Annotated in this window: 23 protein-coding genes and 1 riboswitch; of the genes, 16 read left to right on the top strand and 7 right to left on the bottom strand. The window is 35.8% G+C overall.

Annotated features, from left to right (window positions below; all coding sequences use genetic code 11):
• Positions 1-337 precede the first annotated feature (337 nt).
• Positions 338-1,042 (top strand): hypothetical protein, encoded by a 705-nt coding sequence (locus MHH81_RS16970; RefSeq protein WP_340923459.1) that lies wholly within the window; start codon positions 338-340, stop codon positions 1,040-1,042.
• Positions 1,043-1,248: 206 nt separating this feature from the next.
• Positions 1,249-1,515, top strand: a complete 267-nt coding sequence (locus tag MHH81_RS16965; RefSeq protein ID WP_340923457.1) for a zinc ribbon domain-containing protein — start codon at positions 1,249-1,251, stop codon at positions 1,513-1,515.
• A gap of 151 nt (positions 1,516-1,666) precedes the next feature.
• Here the strand turns inward: MHH81_RS16965 and MHH81_RS16960 are convergent, their stop codons facing one another.
• Positions 1,667-1,840: a DUF1540 domain-containing protein gene (locus tag MHH81_RS16960; protein WP_340923455.1), complete on the bottom strand. Its 174-nt coding sequence runs from the start codon at positions 1,838-1,840 to the stop codon at positions 1,667-1,669.
• A gap of 186 nt (positions 1,841-2,026) precedes the next feature.
• Positions 2,027-3,691 (bottom strand): ribonuclease J, encoded by a 1,665-nt coding sequence (locus MHH81_RS16955; protein WP_340923453.1) that lies wholly within the window; start codon positions 3,689-3,691, stop codon positions 2,027-2,029.
• Between the two features lie 384 nt (positions 3,692-4,075).
• On the opposite strand from MHH81_RS16955, the gene MHH81_RS16950 reads away from it, so the two are divergent.
• The 3 genes from MHH81_RS16950 to MHH81_RS16940 all read left to right on the top strand — a co-directional run bounded on the left by MHH81_RS16950 (position 4,076) and on the right by MHH81_RS16940 (position 5,528).
• Positions 4,076-4,465: an iron chaperone gene (locus tag MHH81_RS16950; protein ID WP_340923450.1), complete on the top strand. Its 390-nt coding sequence runs from the start codon at positions 4,076-4,078 to the stop codon at positions 4,463-4,465.
• 148 nt (positions 4,466-4,613) lie between these two features.
• On the top strand, positions 4,614-5,087 hold the full coding sequence (locus MHH81_RS16945; protein WP_340923448.1) for an SRPBCC family protein: 474 nt from the start codon (positions 4,614-4,616) through the stop codon (positions 5,085-5,087).
• Between the two features lie 6 nt (positions 5,088-5,093).
• The gene (locus MHH81_RS16940; RefSeq protein WP_340923446.1) at positions 5,094-5,528 is read left to right on the top strand and encodes an SRPBCC family protein; all 435 of its coding nucleotides are present in this window, start codon (positions 5,094-5,096) and stop codon (positions 5,526-5,528) included.
• 75 nt (positions 5,529-5,603) lie between these two features.
• Here MHH81_RS16940 and MHH81_RS16935 read toward each other — a convergent pair whose 3' ends face one another.
• Positions 5,604-5,912 (bottom strand): phospholipase, encoded by a 309-nt coding sequence (locus MHH81_RS16935; RefSeq protein WP_340923444.1) that lies wholly within the window; start codon positions 5,910-5,912, stop codon positions 5,604-5,606.
• A 281-nt stretch (positions 5,913-6,193) separates the two neighbouring features.
• Between MHH81_RS16935 and MHH81_RS16930 the strand changes: the two genes are divergently transcribed.
• The 4 genes from MHH81_RS16930 to MHH81_RS16915 all read left to right on the top strand — a co-directional run bounded on the left by MHH81_RS16930 (position 6,194) and on the right by MHH81_RS16915 (position 9,034).
• On the top strand, positions 6,194-6,874 hold the full coding sequence (locus tag MHH81_RS16930; protein ID WP_340923441.1) for a YwaF family protein: 681 nt from the start codon (positions 6,194-6,196) through the stop codon (positions 6,872-6,874).
• A 117-nt stretch (positions 6,875-6,991) separates the two neighbouring features.
• Positions 6,992-7,888: a GNAT family N-acetyltransferase gene (locus MHH81_RS16925; protein WP_340923438.1), complete on the top strand. Its 897-nt coding sequence runs from the start codon at positions 6,992-6,994 to the stop codon at positions 7,886-7,888.
• A 194-nt stretch (positions 7,889-8,082) separates the two neighbouring features.
• The gene (locus MHH81_RS16920; protein WP_340923436.1) at positions 8,083-8,553 is read left to right on the top strand and encodes a YbaK/EbsC family protein; all 471 of its coding nucleotides are present in this window, start codon (positions 8,083-8,085) and stop codon (positions 8,551-8,553) included.
• Positions 8,554-8,560: 7 nt separating this feature from the next.
• Positions 8,561-9,034 carry an NUDIX hydrolase gene (locus tag MHH81_RS16915; RefSeq protein WP_340923433.1) on the top strand — a complete coding sequence of 158 codons (474 nt, stop codon included), beginning with the start codon at positions 8,561-8,563 and terminating at the stop codon, positions 9,032-9,034.
• Between the two features lie 415 nt (positions 9,035-9,449).
• On the opposite strand, the gene MHH81_RS16910 is transcribed toward MHH81_RS16915, so the two are convergent.
• Positions 9,450-10,904, bottom strand: a complete 1,455-nt coding sequence (locus MHH81_RS16910) for a phospholipase D family protein (protein WP_340923430.1) — start codon at positions 10,902-10,904, stop codon at positions 9,450-9,452.
• A 150-nt stretch (positions 10,905-11,054) separates the two neighbouring features.
• Between MHH81_RS16910 and MHH81_RS16905 the strand changes: the two genes are divergently transcribed.
• A complete protein-coding gene (locus MHH81_RS16905) occupies positions 11,055-11,507 on the top strand; it encodes a GNAT family N-acetyltransferase (protein ID WP_340923428.1) in 453 nt (150 codons plus the stop codon).
• Positions 11,508-12,260: 753 nt separating this feature from the next.
• Here the strand turns inward: MHH81_RS16905 and MHH81_RS16900 are convergent.
• On the bottom strand, positions 12,261-12,776 hold the full coding sequence (locus MHH81_RS16900) for a helix-turn-helix domain-containing protein (RefSeq protein ID WP_340923426.1): 516 nt from the start codon (positions 12,774-12,776) through the stop codon (positions 12,261-12,263).
• Between the two features lie 171 nt (positions 12,777-12,947).
• On the opposite strand from MHH81_RS16900, the gene MHH81_RS16895 reads away from it, so the two are divergent.
• The 4 genes from MHH81_RS16895 to MHH81_RS16880 all read left to right on the top strand — a co-directional run bounded on the left by MHH81_RS16895 (position 12,948) and on the right by MHH81_RS16880 (position 18,569).
• Positions 12,948-14,291 (top strand): MFS transporter, encoded by a 1,344-nt coding sequence (locus tag MHH81_RS16895; RefSeq protein WP_340923424.1) that lies wholly within the window; start codon positions 12,948-12,950, stop codon positions 14,289-14,291.
• Positions 14,292-14,365: 74 nt separating this feature from the next.
• Complete coding sequence (locus MHH81_RS16890; RefSeq protein ID WP_340923422.1) at positions 14,366-15,349, top strand: ornithine cyclodeaminase family protein; 984 nt, start codon at positions 14,366-14,368, stop codon at positions 15,347-15,349.
• Positions 15,350-15,621: 272 nt separating this feature from the next.
• Entirely contained in the window at positions 15,622-16,599 is a 978-nt protein-coding gene (locus MHH81_RS16885) for a ring-cleaving dioxygenase (RefSeq protein ID WP_340923419.1), read from the top strand.
• Positions 16,600-16,835: 236 nt separating this feature from the next.
• A complete protein-coding gene (locus MHH81_RS16880) occupies positions 16,836-18,569 on the top strand; it encodes a methyl-accepting chemotaxis protein (protein WP_340923418.1) in 1,734 nt (577 codons plus the stop codon).
• A gap of 61 nt (positions 18,570-18,630) precedes the next feature.
• Here MHH81_RS16880 and MHH81_RS16875 read toward each other — a convergent pair whose 3' ends face one another.
• Positions 18,631-19,113: a QueT transporter family protein gene (locus tag MHH81_RS16875; RefSeq protein ID WP_340923416.1), complete on the bottom strand. Its 483-nt coding sequence runs from the start codon at positions 19,111-19,113 to the stop codon at positions 18,631-18,633.
• Between the two features lie 7 nt (positions 19,114-19,120).
• Positions 19,121-19,165, bottom strand: a riboswitch (PreQ1 riboswitch).
• Between the two features lie 111 nt (positions 19,166-19,276).
• Here MHH81_RS16875 and MHH81_RS16870 point away from each other — a divergent pair.
• Both MHH81_RS16870 and MHH81_RS16865 read left to right on the top strand, forming a co-directional pair.
• Positions 19,277-20,491 (top strand): MBL fold metallo-hydrolase, encoded by a 1,215-nt coding sequence (locus MHH81_RS16870; protein ID WP_340923414.1) that lies wholly within the window; start codon positions 19,277-19,279, stop codon positions 20,489-20,491.
• Positions 20,478-20,720, top strand: a complete 243-nt coding sequence (locus MHH81_RS16865) for a DUF3006 domain-containing protein (protein ID WP_340923412.1) — start codon at positions 20,478-20,480, stop codon at positions 20,718-20,720. The genes MHH81_RS16870 and MHH81_RS16865 overlap by 14 nt, the downstream gene beginning before the upstream one ends.
• Positions 20,721-20,851: 131 nt before the next feature.
• Here the strand turns inward: MHH81_RS16865 and MHH81_RS16860 are convergent, their stop codons facing one another.
• Complete coding sequence (locus MHH81_RS16860) at positions 20,852-21,961, bottom strand: polysaccharide deacetylase family protein (protein WP_340923409.1); 1,110 nt, start codon at positions 21,959-21,961, stop codon at positions 20,852-20,854.
• Between the last annotated feature and the right edge of the window lie 265 nt (positions 21,962-22,226).

Genomic DNA, 22,226 nt, shown 5'->3' with positions numbered 1-22,226 from the left:
TTTCATAAATAGTACTTTGTCATTAAAATACGAACATTTATCACTTCGTTGATGAAGCGGCAGGCGGCGACTCCAGCGGGATGAGTGAGACAGATAAGACATCACAAACGACGCGTAGTGGCGGTGATGGCTTATCGCTCACCCCGCGGAAAGCGTCCGCCTATAGCGGAAATCAACTATACTTTATTCGTGTTTTATGTAAATTGGAAATATGAAATTGATTCATTTAATAGATTTAAAAATAATATTGAGAATATTAATATAGACCACCGAATAGTATCTCTTATATAAGTAAATAGATTTCTAGAGAGAAGATTATCTACAAGGTGGAATGTAAATGAAAATATTACTCATATACCTATTAAGTGCTGTTTATTTCTTTTTATCATTTTCCTTGCAAACTATGCGAGCTATTGGTATCTATCTAATCATTTCAGTTGGATTATTCTTCTGGGCTAATATGGAGTGGAAGCGTTCATTTGATAAAAGAAACGATGAAATTAGAAGGATAAGTGAAGAATGGTTGGAAGAAATTCCACATACTCAATTTATCTTATCCCCCAATTGTTTAAACTCCTTACTAATCAACGAAGTAACAAATATTCTTTATTTGGCTCAGAGAGAATCCCTGGAAGTAGAATTTGATATAGAAGACATTCCGTTCCATAAAATACTAGAAGTTGCCATTGTAGAAGATGAAAGTATTTTATCTTTATATCCCAAGGGTGGATTACTAGGAGATTCGTTAAAAGATAGGGATCTTGAGTATGAAGGTGATTCAGAAGAAGAGGATGAAGAGGAAGAGGAAGAGGAGGATGAGGATGAAGATGAAACTATAACAAAACTCAGTTTGAAAATTCTAGTCGATGATTTAACAAACCCCATTATAGAATATATTTTTATAGAAAATGAAGATTCTCTCGCTATAGACTCTGATGAATATATGGAAGCAATAAAACTATGTAATGATTGGTATCAAAAGTTAAGTATAATTATTAAACGGTATGAACATGACAAAGTGCTAGTTAGAAAATGGCAATAGGTTGTTTTCTAGGTTGCGCCTGCGGGGTCTCGTCTGGCTCGGAGGTGTCTGCGAGGATTCTACCGCAAATTAATTATATGCTGAAAAGACAACAGTAAAATATAACAGCCCAAAAGAAAAAGGTTGTGGCATAAAAATTTGAATCGAAAATTGAAGAAATAGGAAATTTGTGCGAAACTATATTTTAAATGATAGGAGGAAATAATATGCAAAGTAATTATAAAAACTGTCAAAGTTGCGGAATGCCATTAAAGAGGGATGAAAAAGGGGCGGGAACTGAAGCAAATGGAAAGAGTAGCATTATGTATTGTAGCCATTGTTATGAAAATGGGAAATTTACTTTGCCAAATTTAACAGTAGATGAGATGAAAGAAAGAGTAATGGATAAAATGACAGAGATGAAATTCCCTAAGTTTTTAGCGAAAATGTTTACAAGAAATATGCATAAACTAGAGAGATGGAAAGACTCGTGATTTATTAGATCCAGGTTCTAAAAAAATTCTGTATTCAATGAGAACCTGGAATCCAACACAATACTATACATATAATTTTTATAAGCAAAATAATTAGAGAACGAGAAGGAGCCCATGCTTAGAGCTCATGAGCTTCTTCGGTTAGGCCAAATTAATGGAAGGAGTCTTCCTCTTTCTTTTCAAATGTTTTACAATCTGTTTCTTCACTAGTTGTGGCCTCTTTATTCATACGACTTGTTACTACATAAATTGCTGTTGCATCACATTTGTTTCCAGAGGCCCAATAAGAACAGTTGTTAACCTCACAAAGAACATCAGTAGCCATAAAATATCACACCTCCTTTTTACTAATGTGGACAATTCAGAGAGGATTGATACTAACAGTTTAGTACAATTTAGGAATTAGTATCATTTCTACTATAAGACAATGACTTTTTGGTTAATTCCTCTTGAAATTATTCATATATAAAACCCACAGTTCCAATTCGTATACTACGTACTAATGTCTCAATTAGATTTCAATTATGATTGGAAGGATCATTGGCTTTTTCTTCGTTTGTTTAAATAAATATTGTCCCACTTCTTTTTTAATTGCTCTTTTCATGGCAAGAATATTTACTTCTTTAAAATTGTTAACGGTTGTTTTAGCTACGCTATTCAAGTTTCTTATGAGTTCCTGAGAATCCTTTGCATAGACGAACCCACGTGAAACGGTATCAGGTTCCGAAAACATTTTTCCATCTGTCTTACTAATCGTTAAAACAATCACCAGCATTCCATCTTCAGAAAGCTGCTTCCGGTCGCGCAACACAATCTCTCCAACTTCGTCACTCCCCATACCATCCACGTAAGTATCTCCAGCGGGTATCTTTCTAGTTTGACGAGCTACCGCGTTTTGAATATCAAGGACATCACCATTTTTAAGGATGAATGTGTTTTCTTTTGTTACGCCGACAGATTCTGCTAACAAACGGTGCTGATGAAGCATCCTATACTCACCGTGGATGGGAATAAAGTATTTTGGTTTCATTAATGTAAGCATGAGTTTCAAATCCTCTTGATAACCATGGCCGGATACATGCATCCCAGTTATGCTGGAAGATCCATAGATCACATTTGCTTCCAATTGAAACAAGTTGTCTACGATACGTGAAACATCCTTCTCATTACCAGGTATCGGTGATGCAGCTAAAATAACTGTGTCTTCAGGTAAAATCTTTATATCCCGATTGTTCCCACTCGACAAGCGAGAAAGTGCGGCCAAGGGTTCCCCTTGACTCCCTGTACATAAAATAACCACTCTTTCAGGCGGATATTGATTGACATCACGTGCATCGATCAGCATCCAATTTGGAACGGTTAAATACCCACGTTCTATAGCAACAGAAACGACATTCACCATACTACGTCCAAGCAATGCAACTTTCCGATTTGTGATTAATGCTGCATCGACCACTTGTTGAACACGATTGATGTTAGAAGCAAAAGTTGAGATAAAGATTTTGCGCTTAGCCTTCTTGAACGCATCTTCAATATGCCCACCTACAAGTTGTTCTGATGGGGTAGAACCAGGGCGTTCGGCATTCGTACTTTCTGATATTAGAGCCAACACCCCTTGTGTACCAATTTCGGCCATTTTATGGATATCAGAGTATTGATCGTTCACAGGCGTTAAATCGAATTTAAAGTCCCCTGTATGAACGACATTTCCTTCTGGTGTCTGAAATACTATCCCCAGACAATCGGGTATACTATGGCTAGTTTTGAAAAAGCTTACACCGATTTCACCAAAGTCCAAATTTGAATCAGAGTTGATTTCTACCAACTCTGTTTCCCTAAGAAGTTTATGCTCTTTTAATTTCAATTCAATTAATCCGAGTGTAAAACGAGACGCATAAATAGGAACGTTCAATTTTTTCAAGAGGTAGGGAATCCCTCCAATATGGTCTTCATGTCCATGCGTCACAACTAGTCCTTTGATTTTTTCCTTATTTTCCTGTAAATAAGTAATGTCAGGGATAATCAAATCAATTCCTAATAAATCTTTATCTGCAAATTTAGCGCCACAATCAATGATGATGATTTCGTTTGAATATTGAATGATATACATGTTTTTGCCGATTTCATTTATTCCACCTAAAGCAGAAATGGACAAATTATTCTCTTTCATGCTCAAAATTGATTCCTCCTATTTTCAATTCCTCATTTTTCTATTGCTGCTGAAATTGTTGAATATACTTTTTCCTCATTTGTTTCAACACTCACTAGTATAGCTACAAGCTTTTCACCCTATACAGAAACGTGCATTGATAATAAAAATGGTATGTGTTTATGTATAATCTAAGTGAGATGTTTTATTATGTAGGTAGAAATGAAGGATATAAAAGAACGAAATAACCGTCAAACCTAATGTTAATAGGTCTAATTTTATTTTTAATGTTTTATTTGGCAGTTCATTCGCGGAAAGCGATCGGATTTTCGTCTATAACAACATGATCGTTCAACAGATCCAAATAGAAAAAAGTATTCAATGACAAAAAAGTTTAATAAAGGAGAAATCATGACAGTAAACAAAATCACTTTTACATCAATTGATGAATATATATCAACCTTTCCTCCTGAGGTTCAGGAAATACTAAAAATGTTAAGAGCAGTGATTAAAGAGTCAGCACCAGATGCAGAAGAAAAGATAAGTTATCAGATGCCCGCTTTTGCTTTACATGGAAATCTGGTTTATTTTGCTGGCTATAAAAATCATATAGGGTTTTATCCAGGTGCAAATGGAATAGCTGTATATAAAGAAAAATTATCTGGATATAAAGGAGCAAAAGGTTCCGTGCAGTTTCCTATAGGAAAGCCAATGCCTTATGAATTAATAAGCGAGATAGTTAAATTTAGAGTGGCTGAGAATATAAAGAAAGCAGAAGACAAAAAGAGAACCAACAAATGATGGAATTATAGTAAAAGCATTTCGGATTAATTTTTATCTATATGGAACAATAAAAATCCTCTTTATTACAAATAAAGAGGATTTTAAAATATACTTAAATTAGGATTAAAGAGTGCTTGAACTTAATAATACATTGGAGGCGAAAAAAATGACTGATACGACATTTGTTTACGTTACTTACATCGCAACGACACCGGAAAAGCTGTGGGATGCTTTGACAAACACTGATTTTACTGAAAAATACTTTTTCGGAAGTACAATTCAATCTGATTGGCAAGAAGGCTCTAGCATTACCTACTCGAGAAATGGACAAGTTACCGACTACGGAATAATAATCAAGTATGAGCCGCATCATTTACTTTCTTTCACCTGGAATATGTTTGGAGATGAAACGTCGAGAGAGCAGTCGTCGCGGGTCACTTTTCAATTAAAACCAATAGATTCGGCTGTGAAATTAATGCTTAATCATGAATATTTGTCCCCAACCGACCTAGTGGATAAGGACGATACTTTTGTGGGATTTAATAATGGATGGCCGGCCATTCTTAGTAACTTGAAAACCTTGCTCGAAACTGGCAACACTTTACCGTCAATTGCAATAAACCAATTACAGGGGAGTTGATTTAGTATGAACAATCTTACAAGATTCAAAATTTTAACGCCAGCTAGTGAAGTCTTTGAAGCATTCGTAGACCCTTCGAAAATCGGGAACTTTTGGTTTTCATCCAGTTCTGAAAGATGGGAACAAGGAAAGACGATTACATTGAAATACGACGAATACAATGCAGTGGTGGATATAAAAGTAACTGGAATTGAAGTAAACGAGAAAATTATGTTCATATGGGGGTCACCTGAGGAAGAACATGTTGTAACAATTTCGATGAAAGAACTAGATGATAAGAGTACCATTGTAGAAGTGAAAGAAGAAGGTTTTAAAGAAAACGACGATGAGTTATTAAATATATTAGTAGACAATAAAGAAGGCTGGGTTTATATGTTGACCTGTTTAAAAGGTTATTTGGAATTTGGTATTACTACTCTGAGAGCAGGGATAGTGAAGTAACTTCATATTAATATTGGTTCCAGATTCTAATATTATTCTGATTTACATGAGAACCTGGAACCAAACACTTTGTACCTACCACTTTCTAAAAGAGTTACATGTGAAAGTTGTTTGTACCTTCATATAATTATAGAGTAGACGAGCGTGTCTTCCTTTTTGTGTATATCTATTTATTTTGGGATGTAGTTGGCGGAGAAATTCACGATCACATTCACATAGATTTCTGCCTCTACTATAGCACTCGTCATGTGCTTTGCAGGCTGCATCTACATCATTAATAGGAGCACCAGGTCCACTACAACCAGGCCCACACCAGTTATATCCTGGGAATATACAAAAGCGATTCCTACCATTTCTTCTCTGTTGCAAATTAAAAACCTCCATTCCATCTATTAAAAGTTTCTATTATAGGTTATTCAGTAGTCCGCGATAATGTATAAACTGTTACCTATAAGTTTCTAATAAAGATTTCAAAGCAACTAATATAGTTTAGAAAAAAAAGTCGAAGCTTAACAAAACTTAAAAATAGAAAAAGTAGTTGTACGAACCAAGACATTGGTTCCTCCAACTACTTCTTTTTGTATTAAACAAAAACAGAGGGATTTTGTTAAACGAGCACGAATAATAATAGAAGATATGAATGTTGGAGATGGGAGGGTGAGAAGGTGGAACCGTCGTTCGAGATGTTTTCAATGACACATTTCAGTTCAATATTGGTGCTAGTCTGTTTAATCTTTTTGCTATATTTGACACGAAAGAAATGGTCGATAAAAATGGAGAAAATGCTGCTCATTGAACGCCTTTTTGCCCTGTCCTTATTATTGATGGAAGTCCTTTATCACGTTTGGCTATTTCAAGCTGATAGGTGGAATTGGAGCAATTCGCTACCACTAGAATTATGCAGTATTAGTTTAGTTATGACGATTTTCCTTTTGTGTACGGGGAATAAGCATGTATATGATTTTGTCTTTTATGCAGGCATTGGAGGAGCCCTTCAAGCAGTAGCAACACCAGTTTTAGATCTCAGCTTTCCTCATTTCAGGTACTTCCATTTTTTTTATACGCATTTCGGAATAATAGCGACGGCCCTTTATTTTACGTGGATGAAAGGTTACCGTCCCACCTTTAAAGGAATCATTAAAACAATGGTTGCATTGAATGTACTGCTTCCGATTATTTATGGAGTAAACACTTTTTTTCAAGGGAATTATATGTTTTTACGCTCAAAACCGACAAATGGCAGTCTTCTTGATTTTTTAGGTCCATATCCATGGTACATCCTATCTCTAGAAATCGTCGCATTCTTCATTTTCGTTTGTTTGTGGCTTCTTTTTAGAAAAAGGTAAAGATAGTATCTGAAATATAGGTCTGTGCACGTTTGGATTTAACTGATACATAAAATAAGTAATAAGCATAAAAACTGATATATTTATAAGAAGATTTAAACAAAGGGGAAAGTATAAATGAGAATTGAAAAGTTGAAACAGGAAAGAGTTAATGAATTTGTTTCGTACTGCAAGAAGCATAAAATGGAACTGGATGATTCATTCTTGTATGAGGAAGATTTACAAGATTTTGAGCCGAATGATGAAAATCCTACTTATATTCTTACTAATCAGCAAGGAATTATTGTAGGAGCAGTTTCGCTCATGATAGATGATTATAGTAAACGAGGAAAAAAGGCGCGTTTTAGAATATTCCATTCAGAAATGGATAATATCGAGTGCTATACAAGGATGATGGAAGCAATTTTAAAACATACAGAAGGACTTGAGAAAGTTTACTTGTTTGTTCCGTTTACAAATAAAAAGTTAGTAGAATTCATGGAAGGGTTAAAGTTCGAGGTGGAGAGATATTCCTTCGTGCTTGTCAGAGAGGAATTGGAGGTTCCTGCGTTCCGTTTACCGCCGGACTATGATATTAGGCCTTTCCATTCGGGAAGCGATGAAGAAACTTGGTGCGAAGTAAGAAACGCTAGCTTTGCAAAGCTTCAAGGAAGTGAAACGCCAATCACACCCGAAATGGTGCAAAAGATGATGACAAGTGAGGATCACATAGAAGGTGGTTCAATGATCTTATATCATCAAAATCGTGCTGTGGGAGTCATTCGAGGTACCGACGATGAGTACGAGAATTCACCAATTATGAATATAGGTCCAATTGCAATATTACCTGAATACCAAGGTCAAGGATTAGGAAGAATTTTACTTAGAGCTTCCTTACAATTTGCTAAGGAAAAATCTTATTCAAAGACGATACTTTGTGTAAACGCAGATAATGAGCGTGCAAAAGCGTTATATATACAAGAAGGATTTGAACAGGTTGAGGCGGTCACCTGTTATAAATATGAATTAACGTGAAGAATAGATTGCTAGCATCTTCCTTTCATAAAGGTTGAGGTTATAATTATTACTCCATAAAAACGACTTTTCACTTGAAAGCTAGGGGAATAAGTAAGAATCAGAGACCTATCTCTGGTTCTTTTTTTTTGTAAACTAGTATAATAGGTTTATTAGTCTGAAAAGTTAATCTATACAATAAAGAGGTGTTTCAAATGGCAATCGAATTAGTACGAGATTATTTTGCAAAGTTTGATATGGAAGGTAAGATTCAAGAATTTGAAGAATCAAGTGCAACTGTGGAACTTGCTGCACAGGCACTAAACGTGGAGCCGGCTCGCATTGCGAAAACGTTGTCTTTTAAAAAAGAAGATAGTTGCATTTTAGTTGTAGCTGCAGGCGATACAAAAATTGATAATGCAAAGTTTAAAAGCATATTCGGAGTGAAAGCAAAAATGCTCTCTCCAGATGAGGTGCTGGATCAAGTTGGCCATGCAGTCGGTGGTGTGTGCCCTTTTGGTATCCCACAAGATGTATTAGTGTACCTAGATGAATCATTGAAACGATTTGATACTGTTTTTCCAGCATGTGGGAGCAGTAATAGTGCTATTGAACTCACTTGTGAAGAATTGTATACATATGCAAATGGCCTCCAATGGGTGGATGTTTGTAAAGGGAAGGATTGAGAATAATATGGATATCACATTTAAAACATCAGAAGGAAGATTTAACTATCGTGTAGCGGGATTACTTATTCATGAAGACAAGCTACTTATTATGCAAGACGAAAACCAACCATACTATTATGTTCCGGGAGGTCGAGTCATGCTGCATGAAAAAAGCGAAGATGCGATAAAACGGGAAATCAGAGAAGAGCTTTCAATAGATGTAAATGTTAAACGAATGCTATGGATGAATGAAAACTTTTTTGTGGAAGATACCTTGAAAGAAAAATTCCATGAAATATGCTTCTTCTTTTTATTAGAAATAAAAGACGAAGAAATCGTAGATCATGGCGAAGAATTTGTTGTAAATGAAAATGGAAAAATACACACCTATTACTGGAAACGTTTAGAAGAATTAAAGGATATTAATGTATATCCTCCATTTTTGAAAGAAAAAATAAAAGAGTTACCATTGCATGTGGAGCATATTATAGAAACATAAAAAGTAAATCTCGAATGTTGATTTCCGCTATAGGCGGACGCTTTCCGCAGGGTGAGCGATAAGCCATCACCGCCACTACGCGTCGTTTGTGATGTCTTATCTGTCTCACTCATCCCGCTGGAGTCGCCGCCTGCCGCTTCCATCAACAAAGTGATAAATGTTCGTATTTTAATAACAAAGTACTATTTATGAAATTAAATCACTTATTAATAGAAAAATAAATCCCGAATCACAGTTACGTGCTATGTTAGATATCACGGCTATGCAGACATAGATGGACTTATAACAAACACTGCTCAGCAGATAAGTTTAATTGCTGATTAATCCTGTTGTTTGCATTTATCAAGAATAGACGGCAAGATGCCATACTAACACAATAACCCCCAAATTCGCATTTCGGGGGTTACTTATTCTATTAATAAGTCGTTATTTTTAAAAATTGCTGTAGAGTGTAAATCCATCGCTGCCACCATGTATGGCTATTTTGAAACACTTCTAAATCTACTGTATACAAAGCATCTTCATTGTTCCAAATCCGCTTGAAATAGTCTTCCATTTCCGTAACAAGTTTACTATCATTTGGAGCAATAACTCGTAAATTGTTTTCTAAATTATAATCATCGAGTGTACGTTCGGTATAGTTTGCAGAACCACTTGAAATCACTGTGTGCTTGTCTGTTTGAATCCAAATGGCTTTCGTATGATATTGACCGATAACCGTGTTATACCAACGTACTTTCAACTTACCATCTGTATCCTTCACCATTTCTTGGGCAACTGGACGATTTGGTAAACCTGATTTTTCATGCCCAAAAGAGTTTTTATTTGGATCAAGGATGAGGTTTACATCAACGCCACGATTTGCAGCATCGATCAATGCATTTACAATATCTCGCTTTGCCAAGAAGAACATTCCAAGCCAAATTTTATCTCCATTTCTCGTCTCGGCCAAATCAGCCAGTAACGCGTCCAGTATCTTTTTCTCTGTTAAATACTGTATTTTATATTTTCCTTCAATTTCCTCCACGTTCACACGAGGGAGTTTAGGTCCTCCTGAGAATAAAGAAACAGCTTCTTCCGCTTCTAAAATGTCATTAATAATTGGGCCAGTTACTTTGAGAGCAATATTACCGTGAAATCCACTCGCGTCATGAGGGTTGGAGGATGTTATGATCGCTTCTTTCTCAGTTATTACTGCTTTACGATGATTTGCCTTTACATTTAGAAGTGTCGTATAAGAAGCAATGGTCATCTTTGGTGCATCACTCGCCATTGCATTTGCAATCCATCCATTTCCACTAAAGTCCCACCATTGTAAGAGCGTTCGATAAATACCAGAATAAATAGGAGTAGAGTCACGCAATGAATCTAAATCGGTATATATAATTTCTACACCAGCTACTCGCAATTTTTTTAACCATCTACTTTCATAGGAGCCATACCCACGATTTATTGGATCTGTAATAAATACGACAGGCATATTTGGATTATCTTTCTTTTTATTTGCCAATGTAGTTGATAAAGTGTCTGCAATGTTTGGGAAATCCATATCGCCATCGTAGTATCCATCAAACAAGAAAAAATCGACAACAACAAACTGATTAGCCTGTTCAATTGTTTTATATACTTCTTCAAATATATTATTTTCATGCACTGTGTCGGTGCCTTGTTGATCTTGTGCATAGGATAAATTACTGATAAATTTAACTTTATCAGTTGAATGTAATTTTCCTGCATATGAAACACCAGTTGGAAGAGGCTTAAGTGTATTCCACAACATAACGAAAAAATAAATTAAAGCGTATACTCCGATTGAGCCCATAATTATCTTCTTTCGGCTACTCCACTGCTTGCTTTGCTTTCTAGCCATGTTTATTTTCCCCCAACAAAACCGAGTTTTACAGTAGTATTCCCTAGGAGTATACAATGCAAACCAACACAGTTGGAGGACAAAAAATATTAATATTTGATAAACTAGTTAAGTAAAATGGATAAAAAGAATATTCGGAGGATTTTTATAATGGAATTAGTAGATATAACAAAGGAAAACTGGTTAACTACAGTCTTTTTAACGACCAATCAAAATGGGCGTGCCACGATTACAGAGACGTTTGTTGCGTCCAATGCATTATCGATTGTACAGTCGATGTTTGAAACGGGTTGGATTATTAAAGGAATTCAAGTAGATGATCAGTTAGTAGGTTTTACGATGTATGGATACTCTGAGGATACCTCGCAATATGAAATATGCCGATTTATGATAGATGCAGTCTATCAAGGAAGAGGTTATGGGAGAGCTGCTATCCCACTCATCATGGATGAATTGAAAAAGATGGATAACTGTAATGCGATTTATTTATCAACGGAGCCAGAAAATGATAAAGCGAGAAAACTATATGAGAGTTTTGGGTTTCAGGAGACTGGTAATATAGTTGAGGGTGAAATGGAATATTGTTTGAAGATAAAAAAGTAAACATTCTCTAACTGAATCAATTTCATAATTCCAATTTACATGAAAAAACACGAACAATACTAAAGGAACCAAAAAGAAATATATATTTTAAGCAAAATAAATTATAGTTGATTCCTGCTATAGGCGGACGCTTTCCGCGGGATGAGCGATAAGCCATCACCACAGCTCACGCGTCGTTTGTGATGTCTTATCTGTCTCACTCATCCCGCTGGAGTCACCGCCTGCCGCTTCCATCAACAAAGTGATAATCTTACAGTGGAGTCCGTTTTATTGGATGGATTCAACATTCAATCTCTTTGTTTTCTCTAAAATAGGTGGGCTTTGATCTGGAAAAGGGAAACATGCACAGAATAAATAGTGAACCAATGTAGTGAAAACGAAGTAAAAAAAAGTCATTTTTATCACCCAAAATAGAAGTAACGGGACTGTCCAATAAGCACATAAATTGAAGCAGGTTTAGAAAAACGAGTCTTTTTCTACACCTGTTTTTTGTAGGCAATTGATTGTAGTGGAAGACGGCGACTCCAGCGGGAATAGCGTGAGCTGAAGGCCCCGCAGGAGCGAACAAAGGAACGAAGGCTAGGAACGCCACCTCGTGTGGCAACGCCTTCGTGACCAACATCGTGTTGGCCAAAGGAGACTGAAGCCATGCCCGCGGAAAGCGTCCGTCTAGAACGGAAATCAATACATTGGAAAAGGGACCATCTCTCAGTCACTATATGACTTTTGGGACAGCCCCGTTACTTTTTTTGATCATACTTTTGAGGATACTACTAAAAATCGGACAGGTTGATCCGTTAAGTTATACCAATAGTGTATTTTATTCGCATCGAACATGATGGATTGTTGTTCCACTAAAACTTCTTTTTTCTCTTCTACAACTACAGTTAATGTTCCTTCAATGACAAATAGAAATTCATGTCCAGCATGTGAAAAAGCGTTTCCTTCATTTTCCCCTGGTTGTAGTGTAACTAGAATAGGTAAGTAAGACGCGTCTCGATTTCCATTAGATAAATCTTGGTAATAGAACTGTTGTCTTCTCTCTTCTAATTTAACTGACTGCGAATTCTCGGGAAAGAATACCGTAGGATTTACTTTTAATGCATCTGCTATTTTCTTTAAAGATTCTAATGTGACACTAGATTTACCACGCTCAACTTGAGAGAGGAAGCTAATAGAGACATCCGTTTGTTCTGCTAAATCTTTTAAGGTTAGTTTACGTTCTTTTCTTAATGTTTTTAGGATGTTACCAATCGAATTAGAAGACATACATAATTCTCCTTACTATTTATTCTATTAGTTAATCATACAGTACTTGAAAGAAAACACTCAAACTTAATATTTTTTACATAGGATTGACAGAAAATTTAAAACTATTTACAATAAACGTGGGAGATAATTAAAGTATCACTTCAATTTTGAAAAAGGGGAGATGTAAAAATGGATTCAAAACAAATGAGAAAAGTTTGGATTGCCAGTTTAGTAGGAAGTTCCATTGAGTGGTTTGATTATTTCTTATATGGAACGGTTGCTGCTCTTGTATTCAATCAATTGTTCTTTGTGACGGAAGATCCGTCCGTAGGTTTATTACTTGCTTATGCATCATTTGCTTTAGCATTCTTTATCCGCCCATTTGGTGGAATTATTTTTAGTCATATTGGAGATCGAATTGGACGTAAAAAAACACTTGTAATCACGTTAAGTTTAATGGGAGTTGCAACCTTTGGGATGGGGTTACTTCCAACTTATCAGGCCATTGGTGTGTGGGCACCTATTCTTTTAATTACTCTTCGCTTAGTTCAAGGATTGGGTATTGGAGGAGAATGGGGTGGTGCGCTTCTATTAGCGGTTGAATATGCACCGAAAGAAAAGCGTGGTTTATATGGAGCTATTCCACAAATGGGTGTTACAATCGGGATGGTTTTAGGAACGGTTGCACTATCACTTATGACGTTATTACCAGAAGGGTCATTTATGACTTGGGGATGGCGTATTCCGTTTATCTTCAGTGCATTGTTAGTTGTTTTTGGTTTATGGATTCGAAAAGGTATTGCAGAAACACCTTCTTTTAAAAAGGTACAAGAGTCAGGAGAAATTCCTAAACTGCCAATCGTAGATACATTAAAATATCATTGGCGTGAAGTGATTATCGCAGTAGGTGCAAAAGTAGTAGAAACCGCACCATTCTATATTTTCGGTACATTTGTCGTTTCTTATGCGACAACAAACTTAGGTTTCTCTCGTACAACAATTTTAAATACAGTAATGGTAGCTACAATTGTTACAACTATACTCATTCCAATTATGGGAAGCTTATCGGATAAGATTGGTCGTAAAAAGGTGTATGTAGCTGGGACAATTGGTATGATCATTTTTGCTTTTCCATACTTCTGGATGTTGCAACAACAATCCGTAGTATTATTAGTAATCGCAACTGTAATTGGATTAGGTATTATTTGGGCTCCAATCACAGCAGTACTAGGGACAATGTTCTCCGAAATCTTTGATGCAAAGGTACGATATACAGGGATTACACTAGGCTATCAAATTGGTGCTGCCTTAGCTGGAGGAACTGCTCCGTTAGTTGCAGCGAGCCTAATGCTGAAATTTAACGGTTCATATGTTCCCGTTGCCTTCTACATTATCTTCACGGCGGTTATTTCGCTACTTGCAATTTGGGCAGTAAAAGATCGCAGTCAAGAGAATTTAGATGATGTTGTAAAAGTGGAAACAGCCGATGCAAAATCGAACACTAAAAATACTAAAGGGCTATCTCAAGCTTAAATAGCTGCAAGTAAAATTGCTCGTCTTTCGTAAGAATAGGAAAGACGAGCTTTTCTAAAAAACGGAGGTATAGCATGTTAGTTATAAATGAACAAGAAATTATACGTACATATGGAATGAAGGAAGCAATACAAGACATAACAGATGTATTAAAAGCAAAAGAAGCGGAGAAGATTGCCAACCCACATCGGACAGTGATAGAATTTCCACAACATGAAGCTTCCGCACTATATATGCCAAGTGCTGATTTAGTCGACGAAGTAATAGCGGTTAAAGTTGTTACCATTTTCCCTAACAATCCATCTAACGGAAAACCTACTACACAAGGAGTAGTTTTACTATCGGATGCTCAAAATGGTGAACATCTTGCCATGTTAAATGCTTCTTATTTAACAAGACTTCGTACAGGAGCATTAAGTGGAATCGCAACAGATTATTTAGCGAAAAAAGATGCAAAGGTTGTTACCGTGATTGGAACAGGAGCAATGGCTTTTGAACAAGTGCTTGCTGTTCTCGCTGTTCGTAACATTGAACGTATTTTATTAGTTAATCGGACAGCTGCAAAGGCGCAAAAATTTGGGGAAAAACTAAAAGATTTTGGTATAGAAATTCCTTATGAAGTATTAGAAGACGTATCTTCAGCTGTTCGTCAGGCAGATATCATTTGTTGTGCCACACGTTCGAACGAACCAGTTTTTAATGGAGAAGATTTACAACCAGGTACTCATATAAATGGAGTAGGATCATATTTACCTCATATGCTGGAAGTAGATTTAGTGACTATTACACGTGCATCTAAAATTGTCGTAGATGACTTTGCTGGTGTAAAGGACGAAGCAGGAGAACTAATGCATGCAGAAAAAATCGGAAAGTGGTCTTTCGAGGATGTGCATGGGGAGATTGGGAAGCTTGTAATAGGAGAAATAAAAGCCCGTGAGAATGTAGAAGAAATTACATTTTTCAAATCAGTGGGTGCTGCTTATTTTGATTTAGCAGTAGCAAAAGGTGTCTATGTGAAAGCAAAGGAACAAGGTATAGGAACAGAAATAGATGTGTAAGGTGATCATATAATAAATTACCGGCTTCTACTAAAAAAGTCGGTATTTTTATTGTTGGCGCTGTTATTTAGAAAAATACCTCTCAGTAGTACTTGAATCTATTGGGAAGGTATTTTTCTTTTTTTTATGGGATAACTAGTATAAGCTTCTCCTTCTTGAGAGGGTTTATTTTTTCATTTGATTGACAAGGAATTTTATACATGATAAAATTATCTCGAATTAAAGATAACTAAATTAAGAGTAAAATATAAATTATGTTGGAGGAATATAAGATGAACCATTTAAAAGGTATTCACCATGTAACAGCAATTACTAGTAGTGCAGAAGAGAATTATAAGTTTTTTACGTATGTTTTAGGTATGCGTTTAGTTAAGAAAACAGTAAACCAAGATGACATTCAAACGTATCACTTATTTTTTGCGGATGATGTCGGAGGAGCGGGGACAGATATGACATTCTTTGATTTCCCTGGAATTCCAAAAGGTACACATGGAACAAACGAAATTTATAGAACAGGTTTCCGTGTCCCAACTGATGCAGCGTTACAATACTGGGTAAAACGCTTTGATCGCTTAGAAGTGAAGCATACAGGAATCCAAGATCAATTTGGTACGAAAGTACTTTCTTTTGTTGATTTTGATGACCAACAATATCAATTAGTTTCAGATGAGAATAACAAAGGTATTGCAGCAGGAATACCATGGCAAAAAGGACCAATTCCTTTAGAGTATGCTATTACAGGACTAGGGCCGATCCATATTCGAATTGCTCAATTTGATTATATGAAAGAAGTATTGGAAAAGGTTTTATTATTTAAAGAAATTGCACAAGATGGATCATTCCATTTGTTTGAAGTGGGAGAAGGCGGAAACGGTGCTCAAGTAATTGTAGAGAAAAACGTTATTCTTCCTCCAGGCCAACAAGGGTTTGGAACAGTTCACCATGCAGCATTCCGAGTAGAGGACCGCTCTGTATTAGATGAATGGACAACGCGTATGGAAAGCTTTGGCTTCCAAACTTCAGGTTTTGTGGATCGCTTTTTCTTCCAGTCGTTGTATGCAAGAGTTGCAAACGGTATTTTATTCGAGTTTGCAACGGATGGACCAGGATTCATGGGAGACGAGCCATACGAAACACTTGGAGAGAAACTATCACTACCTCCATTCTTAGAGCCTAAGCGTGAGCAAATTGAAGGACTTGTTCGTCCAATTGATACAGTTAGAAGCACAATAGATTTTGTGAAAGAATAATAAAACTTTATTACTGAGTCCTTTCCTCTTAGGGAAAGGGCTCGTTTTTTGTTTAAATGTATCTAATTGGTATATAAGTAAAAAGTTCCATAACCGAAAAAAATATAGTATTTAATTACCACTCAAATGTTAAAGATAATAAAAATTTAGTCGATAATATTTTGTGTAGTAAAAAATGCATATATATAATTTCTGTAAATGTACTGGTAATAGTTGAAATCGAGGAGGATTAGCAAGTGAAAATTCGTACAAAATTATTCATTATTTCATTATGTCTACTATTAATTCCAAGTTTAATAATTGGGGTAAGCAGTTACATGTCTGCTAAAAACAATTTTGATGAATTAGGAGAAAAAACACTTAAAAATGCTGTGGAGATGGCACTGTTGTTAATAGACTCAAAGAATAAGTCTGTTGAAAACGGGGAGATGACTTTAGAGGAAGCGCAAGAGCAAGTAAAGCAATACTTACTTGGTGAATTACAAAGTGATGGAAAACGTACATTAACGTCCAAAGTAGATTTAGGTGAAAATGGATATTTCAGCATCTATGGTAAGGATGGGGAACAAATAGCTCATCCATCCTCAGAAGGGGAAAATGGATGGGAAGATAAAGATGTTGATGGGAAATATGTCTTACAAGATATTATAAAAACTGCGGAAGCAGGCGGTGGTTTTTCGTATTATAAGTGGGATTTACCAAATCAGCCTGGCACTGAAGCGACAAAAATTACTTATAATAAAATAGATCCAAACTGGGGATGGGTTGTAAGTGCAGGAACTTACATGGAATCCTTTAATAAAGGATCTAATTCTATCCTAATAACAATCGCAATAACATTAGCAGTAGGCACATTGATAGGTATAGTTGTTATTATCTTGTTTTCTAGACATATAGGTAATCCAATTCAACAAATCGCACAAAATCTGAAAAAGATTGCAAATCAAGACTTATCTATTCAGAACATCAAGATTAAAAATAAAGATGAGTTGGGTGATCTTGCTAATGGGCTAAATACAATGACTACCAATTTAAAAGAGGTTCTAAATTTGGTCTCAAGTTCGGCTGAGCAAGTAGCTGCAACTTCTGAACAGTTAACTGCGAGTAGTGAGGAAACTAGTAAAGCTTCAGAAGAAATTACGGATTCAATTCAACAAATTTCATCTGGTCAAGAAAGTCAATTGTATGGAGTGCAGGAAGCAAAAAATTCTGTTTCCCAAATTTCTGCAAGCATTACGGAAATTACTGTGAATATTAAAGAATTAAATGAACTTTCTGTTGCAACATCGAAAGTTTCTCTTGCGGGAAATGAAGTAATTGCACAAACTGTGGAACAAATGAACCAAATCAATAGCCAAAGTACTCTAACTACAGAAGCGATGCTAATATTAGAACGTAAATCGAACGAGATTGGTGAAATCATTAATGTAATTACAGGGATAGCAGAGCAAACAAACCTACTTGCTTTAAACGCGGCAATTGAAGCAGCACGCGCAGGCGAGCACGGAAAAGGATTTGCAGTAGTAGCAGATGAGGTACGAAAATTAGCGGAGGAATCAGGTAATGCTGCTAAAAACATTTCTACTTTAATTGGTGAAATTCAAATGAATACAAAAGATACTGTTCATACTGTGAATGAAGGGAAAATTGTCATCGAGACTGGTATGAATTATGTTACAAATGCTGGGAAAACATTTGAAACAATTGCAGTTGATGTAAACTTGATAAACAATAAACTATCATTTATTACATCAGAAATCCAAGAAATTAGTAGTAATACAGAAGTTCTTGTTAATGAAGTAGAAAAAACAAAAGACGTTACGGAACAGTCAACTAGCTATACACAAAATGTAGTAGCAGCGGCAGAAGAACAATATGCTTCCATGATTGAAATGACGTCTGCTTCTCGTGCATTAGCAGAAATGTCCGAAAAACTTCAAGATATTGTTTCCGATTTCAAATTAAATTAAGTATCATCCTAACAAAAAAGTACCAACTTCGGATAATTAGAAGTTGGTACTTTTTCTACGATTAGATTAATGATTTAAAGTTTAATCGTTTATTTAAAGCACTCATAAGAGGAATGCCGACTGCTAATACAACAAATTCACCTGCTGCTACTGTTAACCATGTGTAGAAGAAAGGTAAATCAAACGCTAAGTTTAATTCGAATGCAATGATAAACGTCATAAACGTAAACACTATCGTATTAAATACCATTTGTTTAACTTGCCCTTTAATGAATTTCGCTGCAAATATGGTAATTAATAACGAAATAACAGTATGTGCTACCCCAAAAATAAGGTCATAAGCAGCCATTGGGGAAAACATATTAGTTATAATCACACCGAGTAAAATCCCAAAAAAGAATTTCTTGTTGAATACCACAAGGTGATTAAACATTTCGGCTATACGAAATTGTACTGCACCAAATGCAAATGGCGCCACTAATAAGGAAACTGCAACATATAAAGCAGCAATAATCCCGCTTGTTGCAATAGTTTTGATTTTCATAATTCATTTCTCCTTAGTTTTTTTACGTGGGAGGTTCTCGAACCACGCTATATTCACAATTGATAATTCTATGACAGGGACGAGAAACTGTCAAGGGAATTAGAAATCTACTAGCAAATAACTATGTTAAAATAAGAGCGGTAACCAAAAAGGAAGGTTTTAAATGAAGTATATATTATCCTCCATCATTACAATGATGATTTTTATGACATTCGGTTGCGCGATAGAAACGCAAACAGAAAACCAAGGGTCGAAAGTGGAGACATCTTCAACTAAAGAAAATGTTGGGAAAGAAATGAGTGTCCATTTTATTGACGTTGGACAAGGAGATTCTATACTTATTCAATCTCCGGAAGGCAAAAACATGCTCATCGATGGTGGGAAGAAGGATGCTGGTAAGCAGGTCGTTTCCTATTTAAAAAGTCAAGGAGTAGACAAACTAGATTACGTTATTGCTACTCACCCGGATGCGGATCATATTGGTGGACTACTTTCTGTGTTGAACTCCATTTCTGTTAAAAACTTTGTGGATTCAGGAAGAGTACATACTTCACAGACATATGAGGAAATGTTAGAGCTTATAGGTGATAAGAAAGTTCCTTTTATAGTGCCAGTGAAAGGGGATACGATTCCTTTAGATTCTACTATGGAGATCAATGTGTTGAATGCTGGGGAGAATTCCAATGACAATAATGAAGCTTCAATCGTCTTGAAAGTGCAATATGGAAAGATCTCATTTCTTTTAACGGGAGACGCGGATATTGGAGTAGAAAATAGTATGCTAAATCAGTATTACTTGGAATCTACTTTTTTGAAAGCCGGTCATCATGGCTCAGATACCAGTACTTCGGAAGCTTTTATTCGTGCGGTTAAACCTAAAGTTACAATCTTGAGTTATGGTAAAGATAACTCCTATGGTCATCCACAGAAAGAAGTGGTAAATCGAATAAAAAATATAAAGTCCCAGGTCTATGCGACGGCAGAGGTAGGAAATATTATAGTTAAAACTAATGGCGTAGATTATACTATTTCCACGCAAAATAGTCCTGATGAACAAATAGAAGAGACAGCTGTAACCATCACACCAGTAGTGATTTCAAGTAAAAACGTACAGGAAGAAATCGTAGGTATAACAAATGCAGGAAACAAAACGGTGAATTTAAAAGACTGGAAACTTGTTTCTATAGAAGGTAATCAAGTATATACATTTCCAAATAACAATTTAAGTGCTGGTAAAACAATTTATATCACGAGTGGTCAGCATGCAAAAGAGGGACAAGGTTACATTAAATGGAACAAAGGACAAATGTGGAAAAATGATGGAGACCAAGCGAGATTAGTAAACGAGAAAGGAGAGATCGTTAGTGAAGTGGAATAAATACACACTAGATCGATTTGAAGGTGACTCAGCAGTATTCTTGAAATATCCAAATGAAACAGAAAGCCTACTTATTCATTGCTCGGAGCTAACTGAAAACTTAAAAGAAGGGGACATCGTACGCATCTCTGGATGGAATGATACATATAAAGTCGAGCTACTCGAAGATGAAACGATGGAACAAAAAGATAAAGTGCGACGATTGCTTGAACAATTGAAAAAAGATTAATGTAGAAAGTAGATTCTCTATAAAGTAAAAAGAAGTGATTCACATGATAGTCCAAATTTCATGTGAATCACCTTTTTTGTTACAAGAGTGTTACTGGTGCCTGGCACCAGAAACACTCCTGTAACAATTGGTTAAAGGGATGTGTCATGTAGGAAGTTTTGGACGATGTGATGCTCTGGTGTGTATGTTTTGAGTGAATAGCCTTCTTTTTGTAACCATTCGATTATTTGTGGAAGAGCTAGTGTTGTTTGGCTTCGATCATGCAATAGGACGATGATGTCTCTGTCTCCTGATTTGTAGGCTTTTTCTACTCCAACTTTCACGTTTTTGACGATCTGGTCAGTTTGTTTGTCGGTGTATTTCCAATCGTTTGAATCAACGTCCCAATCCCATAGTTTATAGCCATTTTTGATCAGCTCATTTTTCATAGCGGATGTAATATGTGGTTTGCTTCCATATGGAGTTCGGACTAGTTTTGCATCAATACCAGTCATTTGTTTAACAAGTTTCGTTCCTTCATTTATCTCTTTGATGAAGGATTTGGATGATAAGTAAATTTTATTTTTGTCATGTGTCATACTATGTGTACCAATGTAGTGTCCATCATTAACAACTGAATTGATTATAGATGAGTTATTTTTCATATTATTTCCTAGAAAGAAGAAAGTTGCTAGGGTGTTATATTTTTTTAATGTGGAGTTGTTTATAGCTGTAAATTTATTTGGTCCGTCATCAAACGTTAAGTAAATAGTTGCTTTTGATTGTCCTTCTGGTTCTGCCGGTTGTGTTGATGTTTGTTTAGCATTCAAGATTTTGTTTATATAAGTTTCGTATTCTTCATGAGACATATGTTCGTAGTCATCTCTGTAAATACGCTGTGTTTTCTGTTTCTGAAAGTATTCTACTTGGAAGCCCATTTCACGTGCGATGTATTTAACACTAATAAAAAGTTTACCGTCCACTTTAACAATAGGGGACCAATTGAGTGGAGTGTCGTCTTTAGACGTTATATTCGAGACTTCATTATAACTAATTACCATTCCGCGTTTCCGAAGGTATGTGATTCCATTTTCTGTTTCAATAGGGATATATAAAAATGTGGAAATTTCTTCAAGCGGAACCTTCGTATCTCTATCTATGACTCTGACATCACTAAAATCTAGCAAGCGATCATGGAGTCCAACATGATGAGCTACTGAAATTGTTGCTGCTTGACTAGTAGTTGTACTAAGAATAGACATAAATAAAGCAGAGCATATGATGATAAACAATTTTCTAATGACAATAACCACCCGTTTATAATTTTAGATTTCTCATTATAGAAACATATGAATTTTGTAATCCTAGTATGCTTTTATTAAAATAGGTGGTATGAACGTCATTCATATTGTAGAACTTATCATAGGACTCTAAATTGCATGAAAAACCAAAACAAACGTGAATGTTTTAACATTCACGTTTGCTTTGGTGCCAGGCACCTGTAATATGAAAGTAAAACGCCAAAGC

Origin of the sequence: Psychrobacillus sp. FSL H8-0484 (assembly GCF_038005325.1) — a bacterium.
Classification (GTDB): Bacteria; Bacillota; Bacilli; order Bacillales_A; family Planococcaceae; genus Psychrobacillus.
The sequence above is the reverse complement of the archived record's forward strand: the minus strand, read 5'-3'. Positions and strand labels throughout refer to the sequence as shown.

Bases quoted from the DNA above. Each gene is read 5' to 3' on its own strand.
- MHH81_RS16970 (WP_340923459.1), top strand. From the start codon at position 338: ATGAAAATATTACTCATATACCTATTAAGTGCTGTTTATTTCTTTTTA.
- MHH81_RS16965 (WP_340923457.1), top strand. From the start codon at position 1,249: ATGCAAAGTAATTATAAAAACTGTCAAAGTTGCGGAATGCCATTAAAG.
- MHH81_RS16960 (WP_340923455.1), bottom strand. From the start codon at position 1,840: ATGGCTACTGATGTTCTTTGTGAGGTTAACAACTGTTCTTATTGGGCC.
- MHH81_RS16950 (WP_340923450.1), top strand. From the start codon at position 4,076: ATGACAGTAAACAAAATCACTTTTACATCAATTGATGAATATATATCA.
- MHH81_RS16945 (WP_340923448.1), top strand. From the start codon at position 4,614: ATGACTGATACGACATTTGTTTACGTTACTTACATCGCAACGACACCG.
- MHH81_RS16940 (WP_340923446.1), top strand. From the start codon at position 5,094: ATGAACAATCTTACAAGATTCAAAATTTTAACGCCAGCTAGTGAAGTC.
- MHH81_RS16935 (WP_340923444.1), bottom strand. From the start codon at position 5,912: ATGGAGGTTTTTAATTTGCAACAGAGAAGAAATGGTAGGAATCGCTTT.
- MHH81_RS16925 (WP_340923438.1), top strand. From the start codon at position 6,992: ATGAGAATTGAAAAGTTGAAACAGGAAAGAGTTAATGAATTTGTTTCG.
- MHH81_RS16920 (WP_340923436.1), top strand. From the start codon at position 8,083: ATGGCAATCGAATTAGTACGAGATTATTTTGCAAAGTTTGATATGGAA.
- MHH81_RS16915 (WP_340923433.1), top strand. From the start codon at position 8,561: ATGGATATCACATTTAAAACATCAGAAGGAAGATTTAACTATCGTGTA.
- MHH81_RS16910 (WP_340923430.1), bottom strand. From the start codon at position 10,904: ATGGCTAGAAAGCAAAGCAAGCAGTGGAGTAGCCGAAAGAAGATAATT.
- MHH81_RS16905 (WP_340923428.1), top strand. From the start codon at position 11,055: ATGGAATTAGTAGATATAACAAAGGAAAACTGGTTAACTACAGTCTTT.
- MHH81_RS16900 (WP_340923426.1), bottom strand. From the start codon at position 12,776: ATGTCTTCTAATTCGATTGGTAACATCCTAAAAACATTAAGAAAAGAA.
- MHH81_RS16895 (WP_340923424.1), top strand. From the start codon at position 12,948: ATGGATTCAAAACAAATGAGAAAAGTTTGGATTGCCAGTTTAGTAGGA.
- MHH81_RS16890 (WP_340923422.1), top strand. From the start codon at position 14,366: ATGTTAGTTATAAATGAACAAGAAATTATACGTACATATGGAATGAAG.
- MHH81_RS16885 (WP_340923419.1), top strand. From the start codon at position 15,622: ATGAACCATTTAAAAGGTATTCACCATGTAACAGCAATTACTAGTAGT.
- MHH81_RS16875 (WP_340923416.1), bottom strand. From the start codon at position 19,113: ATGAAAATCAAAACTATTGCAACAAGCGGGATTATTGCTGCTTTATAT.
- MHH81_RS16870 (WP_340923414.1), top strand. From the start codon at position 19,277: ATGAAGTATATATTATCCTCCATCATTACAATGATGATTTTTATGACA.
- MHH81_RS16860 (WP_340923409.1), bottom strand. From the start codon at position 21,961: ATGTCTATTCTTAGTACAACTACTAGTCAAGCAGCAACAATTTCAGTA.